This is a genomic window from Bartonella sp. MR100HLJHH (assembly GCF_042194215.1).
GTDB classification, from domain to species: Bacteria; Pseudomonadota; Alphaproteobacteria; order Rhizobiales; family Rhizobiaceae; genus Bartonella; species Bartonella grahamii.
On sequence record NZ_JBHIMR010000005.1, the window covers coordinates 97,449 to 116,284 of the forward strand.

Genomic DNA, 18,836 nt, shown 5'->3' on the forward strand with positions numbered 1-18,836 from the left:
CTTATAAAGCTTTCTCTAATTCTGGAATAATTTGGTGGAGATCACCTACAAGGGTGTAATCGGCAATTTGCATGATGGGAGCTTCTTCATCTTTATTAATGGCAACAATAATTTGTGCATCCATTATACCGGCTAAATGCTGGATTGCACCGGAAATGCCAACGGCGATATAGAGTTCAGGGGCAACGACTTTTCCTGTTTGTCCAATTTGCCAGTCATTGGGAGCGTAGCCTGCATCAACTGCTGCGCGGCTGGCACCTAAAGCGGCATCTAATTTGTTTGCAAGGGGAAGAAGAAGTGCCATAAATTGTTCTTGAGAACCAAGACCACGCCCGCCTGATATAATAACACGTGCAGAGGTAAGATCAGGACGATCAATTTTGTTGGTTTCTTCTTTTACGAAAGAAGAAAGATTTGGATTGGGAGCTGGTGTTATTATTTTAATGGGAGCAGAATTATTTTGGGAAGGCGTTGGTGTGAAAGAAGCTGTGCGAACTGTTATAATTTTTTTATGATCATTGGTACGGACAGTTTCAAGTACATTGCCTGCATAAATGGGTCGTTTGAAGGTATCGGGTGAAAGAACGGCGGTAATATCTGAAATTTGCATAAGATCAAGAAGGGCTGCTACGCGTGGCATCACATTTTTTCCAGTGCTGCTGGATGCAGCCATGATCACATCATAATCATTTGCTAACGTGAGAATTGTATCTGCCATAGGCTCGGCAAGTTGATGGGCTAAATAGTCTGCTTTTGCAATAAGAACTTGCCGCACACCATTAAGTTTAGCACTATTTTCCGCTATCGTTTGAATTTTTTCTCCGCAAACCAGAATATCGATATCATTACTGAGTGCGCGTGCAGCGGTGAGCGCTTTTGCTGTTTCTTCTGTATTATGATCAGCCAATAAAAGAATTGCCATAAGTTTTTGCCCTTTTATGTGAGTGTTGCTTTTACTCTAGTGGTGAGAATATTAAATGCAGTTCTTTTGTTTTAGCGCACTGACAAGCTCTACTACATTCGCCACTTTAATACCGGATTGACGGGGTTTTGGCTCTTCAACGCTTAAAATTGTTAAGCGTGCTTCCGTATCGATGCCAAGATCAGCAAGAGATTTTTGTTCAATGTTTTTCTTTTTTGCTTTCATGATATTGGGGAGAGAGGTGTAACGCGGTTCATTGAGCCGTAGATCGGCGGTCATAACCATGGGAAGGGGAAGACAAAGGGTTTGTGTTCCATTATCAACTTCACGAGTAACTGTAGCATGCCCATTTTCTATGTTAAGATGTGAGGCGAAAGTTGCCTGTCCCCAACCAAGAAGAGCTGCGAGCATTTGTCCTGTTTGGTTGCTATCGTCATCAATTGCTTGTTTTCCTAAAAAGACCATATCGGGTTTTTCTTCATCAACAATAGCTTTGAGAACCTTAGCAATTGCTAAGGGTTCAAGTGTTTGATCCGTTGTGACAAGAAGTGCGCGATCAGCGCCCATTGCAAGTCCTGTTCGTAGAGTTTCTTGGGCTGCTTCTGGGCCAATTGAAACAAGAAGAACTTCTGAAATTTTACCGGATTCTTTCTGGCGAATAGCCTCCTCCACGGCTATCTCATCAAAAGGATTCATAGACATTTTTACGTGAGACAGATCAACACCTGTACTATCGGGTTTGACGCGTATCTTGATGTTATAATCAACAACACGTTTGACAGCGACAATTATCTTCATAATGATCCTCTTTGTTTGTATGACCACAAGTTTATAGCAATACTCATAAGAAACCAAATTGTTTAGAATGAAGTCTCATTTATAACTTGTGTTATCTTTCATATAAGCTTTTTTTACGTTTACTTGTACTTTCTCGTCGTTATTTTCAATCTTCATATTTTTGCATTGCTATAATTGCCTTATTTGCTTGAATAAAAAGTAAAAAAATCAACCTGTCTTGTGAGAATATTCTTTTTTAGTTTCTTATGCTTTGTTTATGATGGTGCAATAGGTCCTTTATACAGTGAAAAAGATAAAAATGGGGGAATGATTTTGCTCTTCAAATTGTGAAGACAGAAAAATTAAAGATCTGTCTTTCAAATATTTTGGATAAAGATTGGGGAAAATATTTCTAACAAAAAAGTTTTTAGGAGTTCTTAAAGCTCTATTTACTAAAATAGAGCACACTTTCTCATCATTTGTTGCGATTCTTTTCAAAAAGGTTAATGAGGGGTAGGCGTTTGTGAATACGAAGGGTCATACGATCGATCAGGCGACCAATCAGGTTAGGAATGGTAAATTCTTTTCTTTTGTTGAACAGAAAGAAAGAATGGATACTTCTGTAGAAGTAACGATGTCGGATATTGCTCAAAAATTACGCACCGTTTATACGCAAATGCAAATGAAGCATCCGCCCCGTTCTTTGATGCAGCAGAGTTCTGTAGAAGAGCATTTTAAATCTTATTTAGATGATATTAGTCGAGCCATTTTGGCTGAACATTATATACGTCGTCAAAGAGAAAAAAAGCTTTTTGAGTCTTTAGAGCAGATTAAAACAATTGTCAAAAGTTTGCAGAGTGAAAAAAAAAGCTTAGAAGAAGAAGCGGTAACACGACGGGTATCTCGTTCAAAATCACCTGATTCTGTTGTACAAAAACTTGCTCATATGGAATGTAAGGAAAATCAAGAACGTTTATTCCTTCAAAAGATGCAAAATTTTTCGAAACAAAACGGTATAATTCCACTCCAAACAAATGTTGAAAATACGTTGCAGCAAGAAAATAGAAGTTCTTTGCCCAGTGATGCTCTGAAACCTTCTTTTAAAAAGGATGAGGGAGTAGTGAAGCGTGCTGTGATAGAAGAAAAGGGTATGATGGGTGTTCAGGTATCTAATCATTGCAGTGAGAATGGTTTTTTTTCTTTAAAGGTGCAGTCTCGGGAACATGTCTCGTTTTTATCTTATTTGGTAAAAAAAAGTGTTCTTTGTTTTTTAACCGTTGTATTTGTGTTAGCGATAACGTTATGTCTTTATAGCTTTTTAAAAGGAGCTCGTTTTTTTTAATTTGTATGATGTTGATGTTAATAGATGTGAAATGTACTGCGCATTCGTGTTTGTACGAAAGCTATAGCAACTAGAATTATTCTTTTAAACACGCAACAAAGATTATTGGAAAAGAGGATAATTGGAGAAGGATTCTCTAATTGTTAAAAAAAACTCAAATTATCTTGAAGGTTCTGTAAGTGAGTATTTATTTACCAATTGCTGAAATGTCACTCAATATGCTGATCTTGATTGGTATGGGAGTCGTTGCTGGTTTTTTTTCAGGCCTTTTTGGAATCGGTGGTGGATTTCTCATCACACCGTTATTGATTTTTTATAATATTCCTCCTGCTATTGCTGTTGGAACAGGTGCTAACCAGATGATTGCGTCATCTGTAACAGGAGCAATTACACATTTTAGAAGACGTACGCTCGATATTAAACTTGGTATTCTTTTGGCGATTGGAGGAGGGGGGGGGTCTTTAATCGGGATTCAGGTTTTCTCTGTTTTGAAAAAGTTAGGTCAATTAGACTTAATGATTTCGCTTCTTTATGTGATTCTTCTTGGAAGTGTAGGAAGCTTGATGATCGTTGAAAGTTGGTATGATATGATGCGCAAGCGTAAGGCAGGAAAAGCCAATATTCGTCTTGCTGGTCGACATAACTGGATTCATCGCTTACCCTTAAAAATGCGTTTTCGGACATCTATGATATATGTTAGCATTATTCCAGTTTTAGGGATTGGTCTCATTGTGGGGTTGTTGTCTTCTATTATGGGAATTGGTGGGGGGTTCTTTATGATACCAGCATTGATTTACCTTCTGCGTGTTCCAACCAGTGTGGTGATTGGGACTTCACTTTTTCAGATTACATTTGTGTCTTCTTTCACGACAGTTTTGCAAAGTATGACTAATCAGTCCGTTGATATTGTCTTGGCTTTTTTGTTAATGCTTGGAGGAAGTATTGGTGCGCAATATGGAACAAGGGCTGGACGGAAGTTAAAGGCTGAACAACTGCGTATGGCGCTTGCATGTTTAGTGTTGATTGTGTGTATGCGTCTTGCTTTTCAATTATTTATACGCCCTGATAATCTTTTCTCTCTGGATATTCTTATGAGATAAAAATGGGTAGATTATTTTTTTTATACATCATTGCAGGTTTCTTTTATTTTATTTCTTTTTCTACATGGTCACATGTTGGGACGCCAGCTACATCCATTGATCAACTTGACCACGAAACTGTCCAAATTATCGTAACAACGAATACGATTACTGTGGATGCAAATTTTGCTGGTCGTGATCTTTATATTGCTGGTGTTTTGGAAAATATTGATCCGTTATATTCTCGACAGAACCGTTATGATGTTGTTGTAAGCTTGGAGGGACAAGATCGGACAATGGTGATGCGAGAAAAAAAACGCAATGCCGGTGTATGGGTTAATACAGATTCTCTTATTTTTAAAAAGGTTCCTCTTTTTTACTCTATGGTCACAACACGTGAAATTGACGATATTACGAGTATTGAAGATTATAAACGCTTAGGGTTAGGATTACTCTATTTGCCATTACAGACGGATGAACAAGATCAGAAAAAAATACAAAGCTTTCGCGATGAACTTATAAAATTGCAAAAAGCTAAAAGCCTTTATTACGAGGAAGTAGGTGGTGTTCGTTTTGGTTCTGACACACTTTTCACAGCACATTTTCGTTTGCCAGCAAATATTCCTGTTGGACATTATAAAGTTCGTGCTTATCTTTTTCGTGATGGACAGTTTATTGATAGTGCAACAACGACTCTTGAAATTGTTAAAGCACATATCGCTTATACAATTTTTTATGCAGCGCACAAGTATCGTTTTTTATATGGTATTGTTGCAGTGATTATTGCTATTACTACAGGATTTTTATGTCGTTTGATTTTTCGAAAAGATTAGCACAAGGAAAATGTTAAGGCTTTTATTTTTTATGAAAAATTCGTAAGATAAGAAAAATAGGTACAACAATAATAGCTCCCGTCATAGTTATATGAAAGAAATTTGTAAGCGTTATAAATCCTGCTTCCCATAGTGATTGAAAAAAATCTACTATTCTTTGTATGAGGTTTCGAGGTGTCCATCCCAAAAAATTCATTACGATGCCAATGAAGAATGAAAGGATAAGCAATTTTAGACTAACACGGTTTAATGTTCCTCCAAGAAACGCATGAGAAGAATTTAACAATTTTTTCTTTCGGTTCATTTTAATATACTTTCGAAGATCGTGTTTTTTATTGTATTAACATAGTACAGCGATGTTATTATCATAAAAGAAAAATATTTTTTATTTTTTCTTACTTTTTTAAGTTCACTACCTTAGTACTGGTGTAATAACAGTGCTGTTTTTTGAAATATACGCGTATTTTATTGCATTTTCGCGATATTTTCAGGGCGCTTCATTTAATGAAATGAAGGGGTATCCTTTTGTTTCTGAGAATTTGTAGAGAAATTTTATAACGTTTCGATATTCCGCGTCAGGGTGAGAGTTTTTGTTCGTTGAAGATTTTGTAACCGACTTATTGTTGTTGTGTATAGAAATAATATTTCAAGACAGTTTACTTAAAAAAAGACTATCTATTCTGATAAGGGTATGCTTATATAGGTATTATATTTAGGTATTTCAACCTTAGTCATTGAAAAGATTTTTTTCTGAAAAAATGCAAGCAATGAATTGAGTGTTGTTAAAGGAGCAAAGGTATTTAAAATACAATATTGAAAAAAGTTTTGTTATGTACGAACGCGTGAGGGAATGTCAGAGGTTTGTGGTGCCCGTGCTCCTTTTATTTGGAAATAAGATATAATGAGAAGCTGTTATTTAGTGGGGAATTATGGAAAAATCCAAAATTCCTTTTGCAGAAGGGGTAGAGGTGGTTGATGTTGGGCGATGGGCAAATTTTTCTGTTTTGTTGAAATATCAAATTATTATGAAGGCTCTTTGTTATTAAGGTTTTTGAGCTAACAGGGGATTGTCCTTTGATGGCATAAAAACGCTAGAGTAAAGAAGAGCTGAACTTGTCCGACAAGAGAGAAGAAATCTTTGTCTTATAGCCTTCAATGGTAGACGTTGTAATATCATCAATAATTGGTGATGGGTTATGTCATTCATCATATATTAGATTGTTTTTCGGTGCATAGTCTAATTTTATTATTTTGCACATTCTTGTTGCGTGGGGAATTTATACAATAAACTTTAAAAGGAAAAGTCTATGAACTTAAAAAGAAAAATATTGAAAAGTAGCGGATCTCTTGTTTCTGCTCTTATTGCGCTGGGGGTAGTTGTACAACAGGTTTCTGCAAAAACACCGGCTGATACCCTTGTGATGGCTTGGAATCTTGATGCAATCAGTACATTTGATCCTGCGCAGCTCACGGATGTTTATGGAAGTGAAATTGTTCGCAATGTTTGTGATAACTTAGTCAGTACTGCGACAGATGATCCTGCTAAAATGGTTCCCGCTTTAGCAACTCATTGGGATGTTTCAGGTGATGATCACAGTACGGTGATTACCTTTCATTTGCGTGATGGTTTGAAGTTTAATAATGGCAAGCCAGCCAATGCCAATGATCTTGTTTGGGGTATGAGGCGGGTTGTCAAATTGAAGATGGGTAATGCGGCAATTTTTAATGAATATGGAATTACAGAACAAAATGTTGATGATGCTTTGCAAGCTGTTGATGAGAAAACAGTGGTGATGAAATTTGATAAGCCTTATCCAGCAGAGCTCATTCTTAATAATATTGTTGCAAGTCCTGCAACAGCTTTGCTTGATCGTAAGACGATCATGAAACACGAAAAAAATGGTGATTTGGGAAATCAGTATTTGAAAACTCATGCTGCTTGCGTTGGTCCTTATCAGTTAAAAAGTTGGCGCCCTGGAGAAGCGATTTTATTGCGTGCAAGCTCTCATTATTGGGGACAAGCACCTAAACTAAAGCAGATTGTAATTCGCCATGTTGCGGAGCCTGGAACACAGCGCTTGTTGTTGCAAAAACATGATATTGATGTTGCTCGTAATTTGACACCTGAAGATCTTGCAGATCTGCAAAAAACAACAGATGTTAAAATCAAAGAAGTGTTAGAACCATCCATGATGTATTGGGGATTCAATACGACGAATCCCATTTTTGCTAAGGAAAAAGTACGTTTGGCGATGCGTTATCTTATAGATTATGAAGGTCTTGGCAAGAAACTTCTCAAAGGGATTGGTATTCCACGGGCAAGTTTTGTTCCTCTTGGCAATCTTGGGGCTTTGGATGAAAAAGAAGGGCAACCCTTTAAGCTTGATATTCAAAAAGCCAAGCAGCTTTTAGCAGAGGCCGGTTATCCGAACGGATTTGAGGCAAATTTTCTCGTATCAAACACTCCTTATACTTTATTACTTGCTCAGTCACTCCAAGATAGTGCTGCGCAGGCGGGTGTGCGTCTTAAAATTGAACGTGTGGCAGGTACACAGTTGTTTTCAAAAGTGAATGCACGGGCTTTTGATACGGCTTTTGTCGGATGGAATAATGATTCTGCGGATCCTCATACAATGGCTTCACGTCTTGTTTATAATCCAGATAATCGGTTTGAGGCAAAAAATACAGCTTATCCTAGTTGGCAGCATGGATATTTTGATGCCAAGATGAATCAAAAAGTTGAAGATGCGTTGTTTCAAAAAGATCCACAAAAACGGGCGCAAATATATGCTGATTTACAACGTGAACTTATGCAAAAAGGACCTTATGCGTTTATCTATCAGAAATATGGCGTCGTCGCGATGACACCGGATATCAAAAAGTGGGTTTGGAATAGTGCACCGCATATTTTTTATAGTAAAATTGAAAAATAAGCGTGTCTTCAATGGTGTTCAATAGATAAAGGACATCGTCTTGATATATTCGGCGTATTGTATAAATTTTTAAGCTTTGCAATACGTCGAAGATCATAGGTAATGCGTGATATATTGTTGAATGTCTTTTCAAGACATTCGTTTAAAGAGATTTTTCATTCTCATTAGAGGTGTATTTGTGTGGATGTTAAGATTGAATATTTCAATTTCTCTGAATTGAAAAGTGGTCAATTTATTTGTTAAAAAGCTGAGTGTAACAAATGTCGCGGAATTTAGTAGTGCTAAAGGTGCAAAGGTTTTGCGATGTTGAAAGAAAGTTTTGTTATGGGGGGTACACAAGGGGTATCAGTTTTTTATGGTGTTCATATTTTCTTTTGCTTTGAAAGATGATGAGATGCCAATTGGAGGGAGTTATTTTACGGGGAGTGATGAAAAACAATCAAATTTCCTTTTGAAGAAGGAATAAAAGTCGTTGCACTTAGCAAACTAACGAATTTTCCTGTTTTATCAAATCGTCAAATTATTATGAAAGCTCTTTGTTATTAAGGTACTTGAGCCGAAAGGGCTAGTGCTTTGATGGTATGCAAAACGCCGGAAGAAATAAGAGACAAACTTGCTGAACAAGATAGAGAAAAAATATTGGTTTTATAGTCTTCAATAGTAGGCGTTATGATATCGTGGATAAGCTCTGTTGTTGGTGAGCGTTCATTATATATCAGAGTGTTTTCCTTTGTATGTTTTGGTTTGGCTTGTAAGTGTAGGCAGGAGGAGTCATTGGCAAGAGGTGCTTGTTCTTGAAGATTTTAAAGCTTGGTCTTTAGGAGCCTATAGTTCGTCTAAACTTAATTATTAAGCACGTTTTGCTGCATGGGGAATTTATACAATAAACGTTAAAAGGAAAAGTCTATGAACGTGAAAAGAAAAATATTGAAAAAGAGCTGTTCTTTTGTTTCTGCTGTTTTTGTAATGGGGATGTTTGTGCAACAAGTTTCAGCAAAAACACCTACCGATACGCTTGTAATGGCCTGGAATCTGGATCCAATAAGTACATTTGACCCTGCACAACTCAATGACCGTTATGGAATTGAAGTGGTTAACAATATTTGTGATAATTTGGTCGTTTCTGCTACAAATGATGCAGCTAAAATGGTTCCTTCTTTGGCAAAGAGTTGGGATGTTTTAAGTGATGACCAGAGTACGGTGATTACTTTTCATTTGCGCGATGGTTTAAAGTTTAACGATGGTAGATTAGCCAATGCCAATGATCTTGTTTGGGGTATGAAGCGGGTTGTGAAATTGAAATTGTCCAATGCGGCAACATTTAATGAATATGGGATTACAGAACAAAACGTTGATGAGGCTTTTCAAGCACCGGACGACAAAACGGTGGTGATGAAATTTGATAAACCTTATCCTGCAGAGCTCATTCTTAGCAATATTTCCACTAATCGCACTGCTGCCTTGCTGGATCGTGAGACACTCATGAAAAACGAACAAGATGGCGATATGGGAAACCGGTATTTGGCAAGTCATTCTGCTTGTGTTGGTCCTTATCAGTTAGAGAGTTGGCGTCCTGGAGAAGCTCTTTTATTGCGTGCAAGCTCCAATTATTGGGGTGAGGCGCCTAAATTGAAGAAGATTTTAATTCGCCATGTTGCGGAGCCTGGAACGCAACGTTTATTATTGGAAAAATACGATATCGATGTTGCACGTAATCTGATGCCAGAGGATTTGGCAGATCTCCAAGCAACAACGGATATTAAGGTTGAAAAAGTGTTGGCGCCCTCCATGATTATATGGGGTTTTAATACGACGAACCCTATTTTTGCTAAGGAAAAAGTGCGTTTAGCGATGCGCTATCTTATTGATTATGAAGGACTCAGTAAGACCCTTCTCAAAGATGTTGGTATTCCCCGTGCAAGTTTTATTCCTCTTGGTAATCTTGGGGCTTTAGATGAAAAAGAAGGACAACCCTTTAAACTTGATCTCCAAAAAGCAAAGGAACTTTTAACAGAGGCAGGTTATCCGGATGGTTTTGAGGCCAATATTTTTGCAGGGGCATCTCCTTATCCTTTTGCTTTGCCTATTGCTCAGTCTCTCCAAGACAACGCAAAAAAGATTGGGGTACATTTTAAAATTGAACGTTTTGTAGGTACGCAGTTGTTTTCAAAATTTTATGCGCGTGGTTTTGATACGATTTTTTTCGGATGGAATAATGGCTCTGCGGACCCCCATACAATGGCTTCACGTCTTATTTACAATCCTGATAATCGGTTTGAGGCAAAAAATACAGGCTACGCTAGTTGGTGCCATGGGTATTTTGATAAAAGTATGAATCAAAAGGTTAAGGATGCGTTGTTTGAAAAAGATCCCCAAAAACGGGTGCAAATGTATGCTGATTTGCAACGTGAATTTATGCAGAAAGGACCCTATGCTTTTATTTATCAGACATATGTTTCTGTAGCGATGACACCTGATGTCAAAAAATGGGTTTGGAATAGTGCCCCACGTATTTTTTATAGTGCAATTGAAAAATAAGAAGGTATCAGGTTTATAAAATATAAAAAACATGATCATGATATATTTGACGTATTGCAAAGTTCTTAAATGCTTTGCAATACGTTGAAGATTGTGAATAATAGAGGATATATTGCTGAGTGTCTTTTCAAGATTTCTATTTCAAAAGAGATCTTTCATTCTCATTAAAGATGTGTTTTCTTGGATGTTTAAGACTTAATATTTCAACTCCCATGAATTGAAAAGTGGTCAATTCATTTGCTGAAAAAATTAGTACAACAGATGTTGTGGCATTTAGCATTGCTAAAGGAGAAAAGACTTTGCAATATTGAAGAAAAGTTTTGGTGTGGAGGTGAAGAGAAATATCAGTTTTTTATGATGCCTATGTTATGGTTCCTTTTGTTTTGAAAGATAACACTCCGCAATTGGAGGGTATTATTTTATGGGGAGTGATGCAAAAATTCAAATTTTCTCTTGAGAAGGAGGGTAAATAATCAATTTCAGCAAATTACAATTCATTCAAAATCATCAAAATATCAAATTTTTATTGAGGCTTTTGAAGTAACCGGAGGTGGTGTTTTCGCGACACTTTTTAGAAAATCAAAAAAGAAATTTGAAGCAAAAGGTCTGATTGATAAAGCAAAAGGAAACTTTGCCTGATATGTCCCAAATTGTAAGCACTGTGATATCTCCAACAGATGCTGTTATGCCTAATACCTTCGTTTTATATCAGATCGTTTTCTGTTGAGTTTTTAATTTTATTTCGAGGAGGTATGTTTTCTAAGTCTAATCTTATTATTTCTTGCACGTTATTGTTGCATGGAGAACTTATACAATAAATTTTAAAAGGAAAAGTCTATGAACTTGAAAGGAAAAATATTGAAAGGGAGCAGTGCTTTTGTTTCTGCTGTTATTGCACTGGGGATTTTGGTGCAACAAGTTTCAGCAAAAACACCTGCCGATACGCTTGTGATGGCTTGGAATCTTGATTCAATAAGTACATTTGATCCCGCACAAATTAATGACCGTTATGGTAATGAAGTTCTTGTCAATGTTTGTGATAATTTAGTTGAACCAGCTAAAGATAATGCAGCTAAACTTGTTCCCTCTTTGGCGAAGAGTTGGGATGTTTCAAGTGATGATCAGCGTACGGTGATTACTTTTCATTTGCGTGATGGTTTGAAGTTCAATGATGGTCGTCCTGCGAATGCCAATGATCTAATTTGGAGCATGAAGCGGGTTGTTAAATTGAAGATGGCTACTGCGGCGACATTTAATGAATATGGTATCACAGAACAGAATGTTGATGAGGCTTTTCAAGCACCGGACGACAAAACAGTGGTGATGAAATTTGATAAACCTTATCCAGCAGAGCTCATTCTTAGCCATTTTGCCACTAGTCGTACTCTTGCTTTGCTTGATCGTGAGACACTCATGAAACACGAAAAAAATGGTGATATGGGAAACCGGTATTTGGCAAGCCATTCTGCTTGTGTTGGTCCTTATCAGTTAGAGAGTTGGCGTCCTGGAGAAGCTCTTTTATTGCGTGCAAGCTCCAATTATTGGGGTGAGGCGCCTAAATTGAAGAAGATTTTAATTCGCCATGTCGCGGAGCCTGGAACACAACGTTTATTGTTGCAAAAACACGATATCGATGTTGCACGTAATCTAATGCCAGAGGATTTGGCAGATCTCCAAGCAACAACGGATATTAAAGTTGAAAGAGTGTTAGAGCCATCCGTGATCATATGGGGTTTCAATGTGACAAATCCTATTTTTGCCAATGAAAAAGTGCGTTTAGCGATGCGCTATCTTATTGACTATGAAGGACTCGGTAAGACTCTTCTCAAAGATGTTGGTGTTCCACGTGCAAGTTTTATTCCTCTTGGTAATCTTGGGGCTTTGGATGAAAAAGAAGGACAACCCTTTAAACTTGATCTCCAAAAAGCAAAGGAACTTTTAACAGAGGCAGGTTATCCGGATGGTTTTGAGGCCAGTATTTTTGCTGGTACTTCTCCTTATCCTTTTGCTTTGCCTATTGCTCAGTCCCTTCAAGACAATGCAAAAAAGGTTGGGGTACGTTTTAAAATTGAACGTTTTGTGGGCACGCAGTTATTTTCAAAACTATCTGCACGTACTTTTGATACGATTTTTTTCGGATGGAATAATGATTCTGCGGATCCTCATACAATGGCTTCACGCCTTATTTACAATCCTGATAATCGGCTTGAGGCTAAAAATACAGGCTATGCGAGTTGGTGCCATGGGTATTTGGACGAAACTATGAATCAAAAGGTTCAAGATGCGTTGTTTCAAAAAGATCCCAAAAAACGGGCGCAAATGTATGCTGATTTGCAACGTGAATTTATGCAGAAAGGACCTTATGCTTTTATCTATCAGACGTATCACACAATAGCGATGACACCTGATGTCAAAAAATGGGTTTGGAATAGTGCCCCACGTATTTTTTATAGTGCAATTGAAAAATAAGAAGGTATCAGGTTTATAAAATATAAAAAACATGATCATGATATATTTGATGTATTGCAAAGCTCTTTAACACTTTGCAATACGTTGAATTTTATCGGGAATGGATTACTATGTTGTGTAGAGAATTTTATTTCAGGAATTCTTATGAAAGATGTGTTTGTGTGGATGTTAAGATTGAATATTTTAACTTCTATTGATACGGCTTTCGGATGGAATAATAACTTTGGAGATCCCCATACAACGGCTCCAAGCTTTTTTTATAACTCGGATAATCGGTTTGAAATTCAAAATATAAGCTTGTTCTAGCCGGTGTTATGGGTATTTTGATGAAGCTATAAATAAAAATTTTAAAGATTGTGTTGTTTCAAAAAGTTTCACAGAAACGGGCGTAAAGAATTGAAAAATGGTAAGGTTGTTTAGTGAAAAAACAGGTATAACAAATGTGGCAGAATTTACTGTTTCCGAAATAGCAGGAGCTCTAAAGCGTGTTGTTGAAGAAAAGTTTGGTTATGTACGGGTGCGTGGGGAGATATCAGGTTACCGTGGTACTCATGCTTCGGGACATGCTTATTTTGCTTTAAAAGATGATAAGGCACGGTTGGAAGCTGTTATTTGGCGTGGAGTGATGGAAAAGCTCAAATTTCCTCCTGAAGAAGGGATGGAAGTGGTTGCTGTTGGTAAACTTACAACTTATCCAGGATCATCGAAATATCAAATTGTCATTGAGGCTCTTGAACCAACGGGGGTTGGTGCTTTGATGACACTTCTTGAAAATCGTAAGAAAAAGTTTGTGGAAGAAGGCTTATTTGATGAAGCAAAGAAAAAACCTTTGCCTTATATGCCTCGAATTATAGGCGTTGTCACATCACCAACAGGTGCTGTTATTCGTGATATTATTCATCGTATATCCGATCGTTTTCCGTTACATATTTTGGTTTGGCCTGTACGTGTTCAGGGGGAAACAAGTGGGAGAGAGGTAGCTGTTGCTGTTGAAGGTTTTAATGCTCTTGCTCTAGGAGGACTTATTCCAAAACCTGATCTTATTATTGTTGCACGAGGAGGGGGAAGTTTAGAAGATTTGTGGGGGTTTAATGATGAAGCTGTTGTTCGTGCTGTTTATGCTTCTGCTCTTCCCGTTATTTCTGCTGTTGGGCATGAAACGGACTGGACTTTGATTGATTATGTCGCTGATTGGCGTGCTCCAACTCCTACAGGAGCTGCAGAAAAGGCTGTTCCCGTTAAGCTTGATCTTGAAGTGTGTGTTGCGTCTCTTGGGGCACGTTTGCGCAAGGGACTTGTACGTTCTTTTGATTTTCATCAACAAAAGTTGCGTGCAGCCAGACGTGGTCTTCCCACTGTCGACCAACTTTTTGCTCTACCACGGCGTGGTTTTGATGAAATTTCAAATCGATTACAGCGTGCTCTTTGTGTGAGCTACGATAAAAAATGTTTTTCTTTTCATACTCTTCGTTTACGTCTTTCGCTACGTTTGTTAAATAGTGAAAAAGCACAACGCAATACAAAGGAATATACGGCGCGCCTTCATCGTGCTTTTGTGCGTAGTGTGGAAAAACAACGTGCCCAAATGGAGCTTGCATTCAGACTTTTAAAAAGCACTTCTTATCAGAATATTTTAGAGCGTGGTTTTGTTTTGGCTTTGGGGCAAGATAATAAGCCCGTTAAACGGTTGACTCAGTTTCCTGAAACAGGGCAAATAAATTTACGCTTTTTTGATGGTGATATCAGTGTTGCAATACAAGAACCTATTTTTTCTAAACGTTCAAAACACAAGCAGATAAAGCCGCCAAACGATGATCAAGGAACTCTCTTTTAATACGGTTAATGCCATGCTTGCGGAAGGTCTTCTTAAGGGAGTGGATGGAAAAGTTCGTTGCGCATGGGCTGGAACGGATCCACTTTATTGTGCTTATCATGATAACGAATGGGGAAAACCTGTTTTTGAGGATATCTGTTTGTTTGAAAAAATTTGTCTTGAAGGTTTCCAAGCGGGGCTTTCTTGGTTTACAATTTTAAAAAAACGCTCTTTTTTTCGCATTGCATTTGATCACTTTGACTTTGAAAAGATTGCTCATTATGATGAGCTAAAGGTGCAAATGTTAATGCAGAATAAAGACATTGTTCGCCATCAAAGAAAAATTCAATCAGTGCTTAATAATGCACTTAGAGCACAGGAAATTATAACAGAGTGGGGGAGCTTGTCCCGCTATTTTTGGTCTTTTCAGCCACCACAATCAGAGCGTTATGAAAAGATAGACTTTCAAACACTGTCGGCTCATCCTACAACCCCTGCTTCTCTTCGTCTTTCTCAAGACTTGAAGAAACGTGGCTGGACATTTATTGGTCCCACAATTTGTTATGCTTTTATGCAGTCCGTAGGGATTGTTAATGATCATCTTGAAGGATGTTTTTGTCGATAAATTAGCCAACGTTCTTTTGTAAGGGTAATGATCAATAGGATAATAATTGAATTGTTTAATAAATGTATAGATTATACAACTCCACTGTATAAGATAATTAAAATATATAAACTATACAATATCAACGATTTCCTACTATTGTTGGCACTCAAAACGATAAAGGTATAATTTTGAGGATGAAAAAATAGATGCAAAAAGGAGTGATACCTTAACTGTCATGTATCTGAAGTTAGATAATGGTAATGTCTTGTATGTTTTAAAGAAACATCTAGTGTATCAAAGCCCATTTTGCGACGCAGCCCATGAATGGTATAATAGTCAATCCATTGTGCACTCCATCTTCACGCTTATGACGGAGCAAATCGGCACCATCACACACTTTACGAGCGTTCAATGTTGTGCAACAGTCTTTGGCATTTGAAATGGTTCAGAAGAGGTGTTTTTATTTCTGTTAATAGACATGACCGTTATAATAAGTAATGAATATTTTATTCATGTTTATTGACGAATGCAAAGTGGTTTTTAGAGGGCGTGCTGTTGTTGCATTGTTATATTTTACTTTGGTTGTATGGTAGTTGGTTTATTTGTGTGTAGGTCGATTGTCCAATACTTACCTAGGCAATAAAAATAAAATGCAGCGATGAAAAATTAAAGTTAAATGACTCAAGCTGCTTGTGTTGGGTTTTATTATCTGATAGTTTTCTCTTATTAGAGAGTGATCTTGCCGCGTGTGCGCTCCATTTTTGGGAAGGTGATTAAGCTCAGGCAGGCTTGTATCCACTACATTGCTTAGTTGAATCTCTGTATGTTTCTGCTGGAAACAAGAGTTTTGTTGCAGTATGTTGTTTTCTGTTCTATTTTTATAGTGGTAAAGCAATGATGCGCACTAAAGTTTAGAAGGGTTTATATTCGTTATGTCTTTGGGGGGTAGTCTGATGAATTTTGTTTTTATCAATAGAGAAGTGCATTTTAGTGTGTATTCTTTTATTGCAAGCTTTATCTCTCAAAAGACAAAGCTTGGAAGGGGTGATTATTCTCATTGTTTCTTTGTTTTTGTTAACGTGTTTGGTTTTGTTGGTAAAAACGTAAAGCTTTTGACACTTGGTTTTCAAAAGATTAAGCAGATTTTTGTGGGGGGTAGAGTTTTAGAAAAGATCTTTTCTTATGCCTTTCTGCTATTTTAGTGCAGTTTTGATCATGTAGTAAAGATGCACCGCATCTTGAAATTGAGTGTTTGAGGAGAATGACGATTTTTAAAGTTTGCATATTTTATTTTAAATACCGCCTAAAGGAATAGAATGGTGAATTCATAAATTTTTGCGCAATGATTTTTTTAAAAGCTTACCATTTTGGGGGCTACAAGGCTTATCGTTTTGATGATTAATGGGGCTGGTATACGGCATTATCGTATGCAAAGAAAGGTTATGAAAGAATGTGATACTGGTTAGCAAAACATATATTTCATGTTCGCTATGGTTTGATTGAGATGTAAGTCAATGAATTTATAAAGTAGATGACTCTGTATAGGCGATTAGAATGTATTTGTTCAATGTGTATAATTATAAATTTGCCATGTTATTTCAGCGTCATTAATTAATAAAAAATAAATAAAGGGAAACGTTTATGAACTCGAAGAAAACAATATTGAAAAGTAGCAGCTCTCTTGTTGCTGCTCTTGTGGCACTGGGAGTAGTTGTACAACAGGTTTCAGCAAAAACACCGGCTAATACTCTTGTGATGGCTTGGAATCTTGATGCAATCAGTACATTTGATCCTGCCCAAAGCAATGATGTTTATGCAAGTGAAATTATTGGAAATGTTTGTGATAATTTGGTCAGTACTGCGACAGATGATCCAACAAAAATAGTTCCGTCTTTAGCAACTCATTGGGATGTTTCAGGTGATGATCACAGTACGGTGATTACCTTTCATTTGCGTGATGGTTTAAAGTTTAACGATGGTAGATCAGCCAATGCCAATGATCTTGTTTGGGGTATGAAGCGGATTGTCAAATTGCAGATGGCTAATGCAGCAATTTTTAATGAATATGGAATTACAGAACAAAATGTTAATGATGCTTTGCAAGCTGTTGATGAGAAAACAGTGGTGATGAAATTTGATAAGCCTTATCCAGCAGAGCTCATTCTGAATAATGTTGTTGCGAGTCGTGCAACAGCTTTGCTTGATCGTAAGACGATCATGAAACACGAAAAAAATGGTGATTTGGGAAATCAGTATTTGAAAACTCATGCTGCTTGCGTTGGTCCTTATCAGTTAAAAAGTTGGCGCCCTGGAGAAGCGATTTTATTGCGTGCAAGCTCTCATTATTGGGGACAAGCACCTAAACTAAAGCAGATTGTAATTCGCCATGTTGCGGAGCCTGGAACACAGCGCTTGTTGTTGCAAAAACATGATATTGATGTTGCTCGTAATTTGACACCTGAAGATCTTGCAGATCTGCAAAAAACAACAGATGTTAAAGTTGAAAAAGTGTTGGTGCCAACCATGATGTATTGGGGATTCAATACGACGAATTCCATTTTTGCTAAGGAAAAAGTGCGCTTGGCGATGCGTTATCTTATAGATTATGAAGGTCTTGGCAAGAAGCTTCTCAAAGGGATTGGTATTCCACGGGCAAGTTTTATTCCTCTTGGCAATTTTGGGGCTTTAGATGAAAAAGAAGGGCAACCCTTTAAGCTTGATATTCAAAAAGCCAAGCAGCTTTTAGCAGAGGCCGGTTATCCGAACGGATTTGAGGCAAATTTTCTCGTATCAAACACTCCTTATACTTTATTACTTGCTCAGTCACTCCAAGATAGTGCTGCGCAGGCGGGTGTGCGTCTTAAAATTGAACGTGTGGCAGGTACACAGTTGTTTTCAAAAGTGAATGCACGGGCTTTTGATACGGCTTTTGTCGGATGGAATAATGATTCTGCGGATCCTCATACAATGGCTTCACGTCTTGTTTATAATCCAGATAATCGGTTTGAGGCTAGAAACACTGCCTATCCTAGTTGGAAGCATGGATATTTTGATGCCAAGATGAATCAAAAAGTTGAAGATGCGTTGTTTCAAAAAGATCCGCAAAAACGGGCGCAAATATATGCTGATTTACAACGTGAACTTATGCAAAAAGGACCTTATGCGTTTATTTACCAGCAATATAGCGTTGTCGCGATGACACCGGATGTCAAAAAATGGGTTTGGAATAGTGCACCGCGTATTTTTTATAGTAAAATTGAAAAATAAAAGTGTCTTTTGGTGTTGTCAAAGGTAAAATAGCTTGATCATAATTGCATGATGAAAATATTCTTTCATATAAAAGTCCTTCAGTTTCTTAAAGGATGAAACTGTGAGGGATGTTTGTGCTGTATATGATGGAGGTCGTTTATTAAGGGGGATGAATATAGAAAGTTATATTGGACAAGATCTTTGTTTGTGGCTACAGATTCTCTGCATCCCGAATATAGATTGATGTATGAGAGAATTATTTTATAGATGCTTA

At 37.3% G+C, this 18,836-nt stretch carries 12 protein-coding genes; 9 read left to right on the forward strand and 3 right to left on the reverse strand.

The features are described from left to right. Nucleotide 1: 1 nt before the first annotated feature. Both ACFIJ7_RS04390 and ACFIJ7_RS04395 read right to left on the reverse strand, forming a co-directional pair. The gene (locus ACFIJ7_RS04390) at nt 2-922 is read right to left on the reverse strand and encodes an electron transfer flavoprotein subunit alpha/FixB family protein (protein WP_375644694.1); all 921 of its coding nucleotides are present in this window, start codon (nt 920-922) and stop codon (nt 2-4) included. Nucleotides 923-973: 51 nt separating this feature from the next. Then, nucleotides 974-1,720, reverse strand: coding sequence for an electron transfer flavoprotein subunit beta/FixA family protein (locus ACFIJ7_RS04395; protein WP_015856286.1), 747 nt, complete (start codon nt 1,718-1,720; stop codon nt 974-976). A gap of 502 nt (nt 1,721-2,222) precedes the next feature. Between ACFIJ7_RS04395 and ACFIJ7_RS04400 the strand changes: the two genes are divergently transcribed. The 3 genes from ACFIJ7_RS04400 (at nt 2,223) to ACFIJ7_RS04410 (ending at nt 4,953) form a co-directional block, all read left to right on the forward strand. Further along, the gene (locus ACFIJ7_RS04400) at nt 2,223-3,041 is read left to right on the forward strand and encodes a hypothetical protein (RefSeq protein ID WP_375644695.1); all 819 of its coding nucleotides are present in this window, start codon (nt 2,223-2,225) and stop codon (nt 3,039-3,041) included. 179 nt (nt 3,042-3,220) lie between these two features. Then, nucleotides 3,221-4,141 carry a sulfite exporter TauE/SafE family protein gene (locus tag ACFIJ7_RS04405; protein ID WP_015856288.1) on the forward strand — a complete coding sequence of 307 codons (921 nt, stop codon included), beginning with the start codon at nt 3,221-3,223 and terminating at the stop codon, nt 4,139-4,141. Between the two features lie 2 nt (nt 4,142-4,143). Beyond that, on the forward strand, nt 4,144-4,953 hold the full coding sequence (locus ACFIJ7_RS04410) for a TIGR02186 family protein (protein ID WP_375636335.1): 810 nt from the start codon (nt 4,144-4,146) through the stop codon (nt 4,951-4,953). 22 nt (nt 4,954-4,975) lie between these two features. Here the strand turns inward: ACFIJ7_RS04410 and ACFIJ7_RS04415 are convergent, their stop codons facing one another. After that, entirely contained in the window at nt 4,976-5,257 is a 282-nt protein-coding gene (locus tag ACFIJ7_RS04415; RefSeq protein ID WP_375636337.1) for a DUF6460 domain-containing protein, read from the reverse strand. 1,003 nt (nt 5,258-6,260) lie between these two features. On the opposite strand from ACFIJ7_RS04415, the gene ACFIJ7_RS04420 reads away from it, so the two are divergent. The 6 genes from ACFIJ7_RS04420 (at nt 6,261) to ACFIJ7_RS04445 (ending at nt 18,580) form a co-directional block, all read left to right on the forward strand. Further along, nucleotides 6,261-7,886, forward strand: a complete 1,626-nt coding sequence (locus ACFIJ7_RS04420) for an ABC transporter substrate-binding protein (protein ID WP_375644696.1) — start codon at nt 6,261-6,263, stop codon at nt 7,884-7,886. Between the two features lie 906 nt (nt 7,887-8,792). Beyond that, nucleotides 8,793-10,424, forward strand: a complete 1,632-nt coding sequence (locus ACFIJ7_RS04425) for an ABC transporter substrate-binding protein (RefSeq protein ID WP_375644697.1) — start codon at nt 8,793-8,795, stop codon at nt 10,422-10,424. A gap of 837 nt (nt 10,425-11,261) precedes the next feature. Then, nucleotides 11,262-12,893: an ABC transporter substrate-binding protein gene (locus ACFIJ7_RS04430; protein ID WP_375644698.1), complete on the forward strand. Its 1,632-nt coding sequence runs from the start codon at nt 11,262-11,264 to the stop codon at nt 12,891-12,893. Between the two features lie 403 nt (nt 12,894-13,296). After that, nucleotides 13,297-14,727 (forward strand): exodeoxyribonuclease VII large subunit, encoded by a 1,431-nt coding sequence (gene xseA, locus ACFIJ7_RS04435; protein WP_375636740.1) that lies wholly within the window; start codon nt 13,297-13,299, stop codon nt 14,725-14,727. Next, the gene (locus ACFIJ7_RS04440; RefSeq protein WP_375636738.1) at nt 14,705-15,331 is read left to right on the forward strand and encodes a DNA-3-methyladenine glycosylase I; all 627 of its coding nucleotides are present in this window, start codon (nt 14,705-14,707) and stop codon (nt 15,329-15,331) included. Before xseA ends, ACFIJ7_RS04440 begins: the two co-directional genes overlap by 23 nt. A gap of 1,623 nt (nt 15,332-16,954) precedes the next feature. After that, nucleotides 16,955-18,580: an ABC transporter substrate-binding protein gene (locus ACFIJ7_RS04445; protein ID WP_375644699.1), complete on the forward strand. Its 1,626-nt coding sequence runs from the start codon at nt 16,955-16,957 to the stop codon at nt 18,578-18,580. Nucleotides 18,581-18,836 lie beyond the last annotated feature (256 nt).

Coding starts and splice junctions, on each gene's coding strand:
- ACFIJ7_RS04410 (WP_375636335.1), top strand. CDS start 4,144: ATGGGTAGATTATTTTTTTTATACATCATTGCAGGTTTCTTTTATTTT.
- ACFIJ7_RS04445 (WP_375644699.1), top strand. CDS start 16,955: ATGAACTCGAAGAAAACAATATTGAAAAGTAGCAGCTCTCTTGTTGCT.
- ACFIJ7_RS04395 (WP_015856286.1), bottom strand. CDS start 1,720: ATGAAGATAATTGTCGCTGTCAAACGTGTTGTTGATTATAACATCAAG.
- ACFIJ7_RS04440 (WP_375636738.1), top strand. CDS start 14,705: ATGATCAAGGAACTCTCTTTTAATACGGTTAATGCCATGCTTGCGGAA.
- xseA (WP_375636740.1), top strand. CDS start 13,297: ATGGTAAGGTTGTTTAGTGAAAAAACAGGTATAACAAATGTGGCAGAA.
- ACFIJ7_RS04390 (WP_375644694.1), bottom strand. CDS start 922: ATGGCAATTCTTTTATTGGCTGATCATAATACAGAAGAAACAGCAAAA.
- ACFIJ7_RS04425 (WP_375644697.1), top strand. CDS start 8,793: ATGAACGTGAAAAGAAAAATATTGAAAAAGAGCTGTTCTTTTGTTTCT.
- ACFIJ7_RS04415 (WP_375636337.1), bottom strand. CDS start 5,257: ATGAACCGAAAGAAAAAATTGTTAAATTCTTCTCATGCGTTTCTTGGA.
- ACFIJ7_RS04420 (WP_375644696.1), top strand. CDS start 6,261: ATGAACTTAAAAAGAAAAATATTGAAAAGTAGCGGATCTCTTGTTTCT.
- ACFIJ7_RS04430 (WP_375644698.1), top strand. CDS start 11,262: ATGAACTTGAAAGGAAAAATATTGAAAGGGAGCAGTGCTTTTGTTTCT.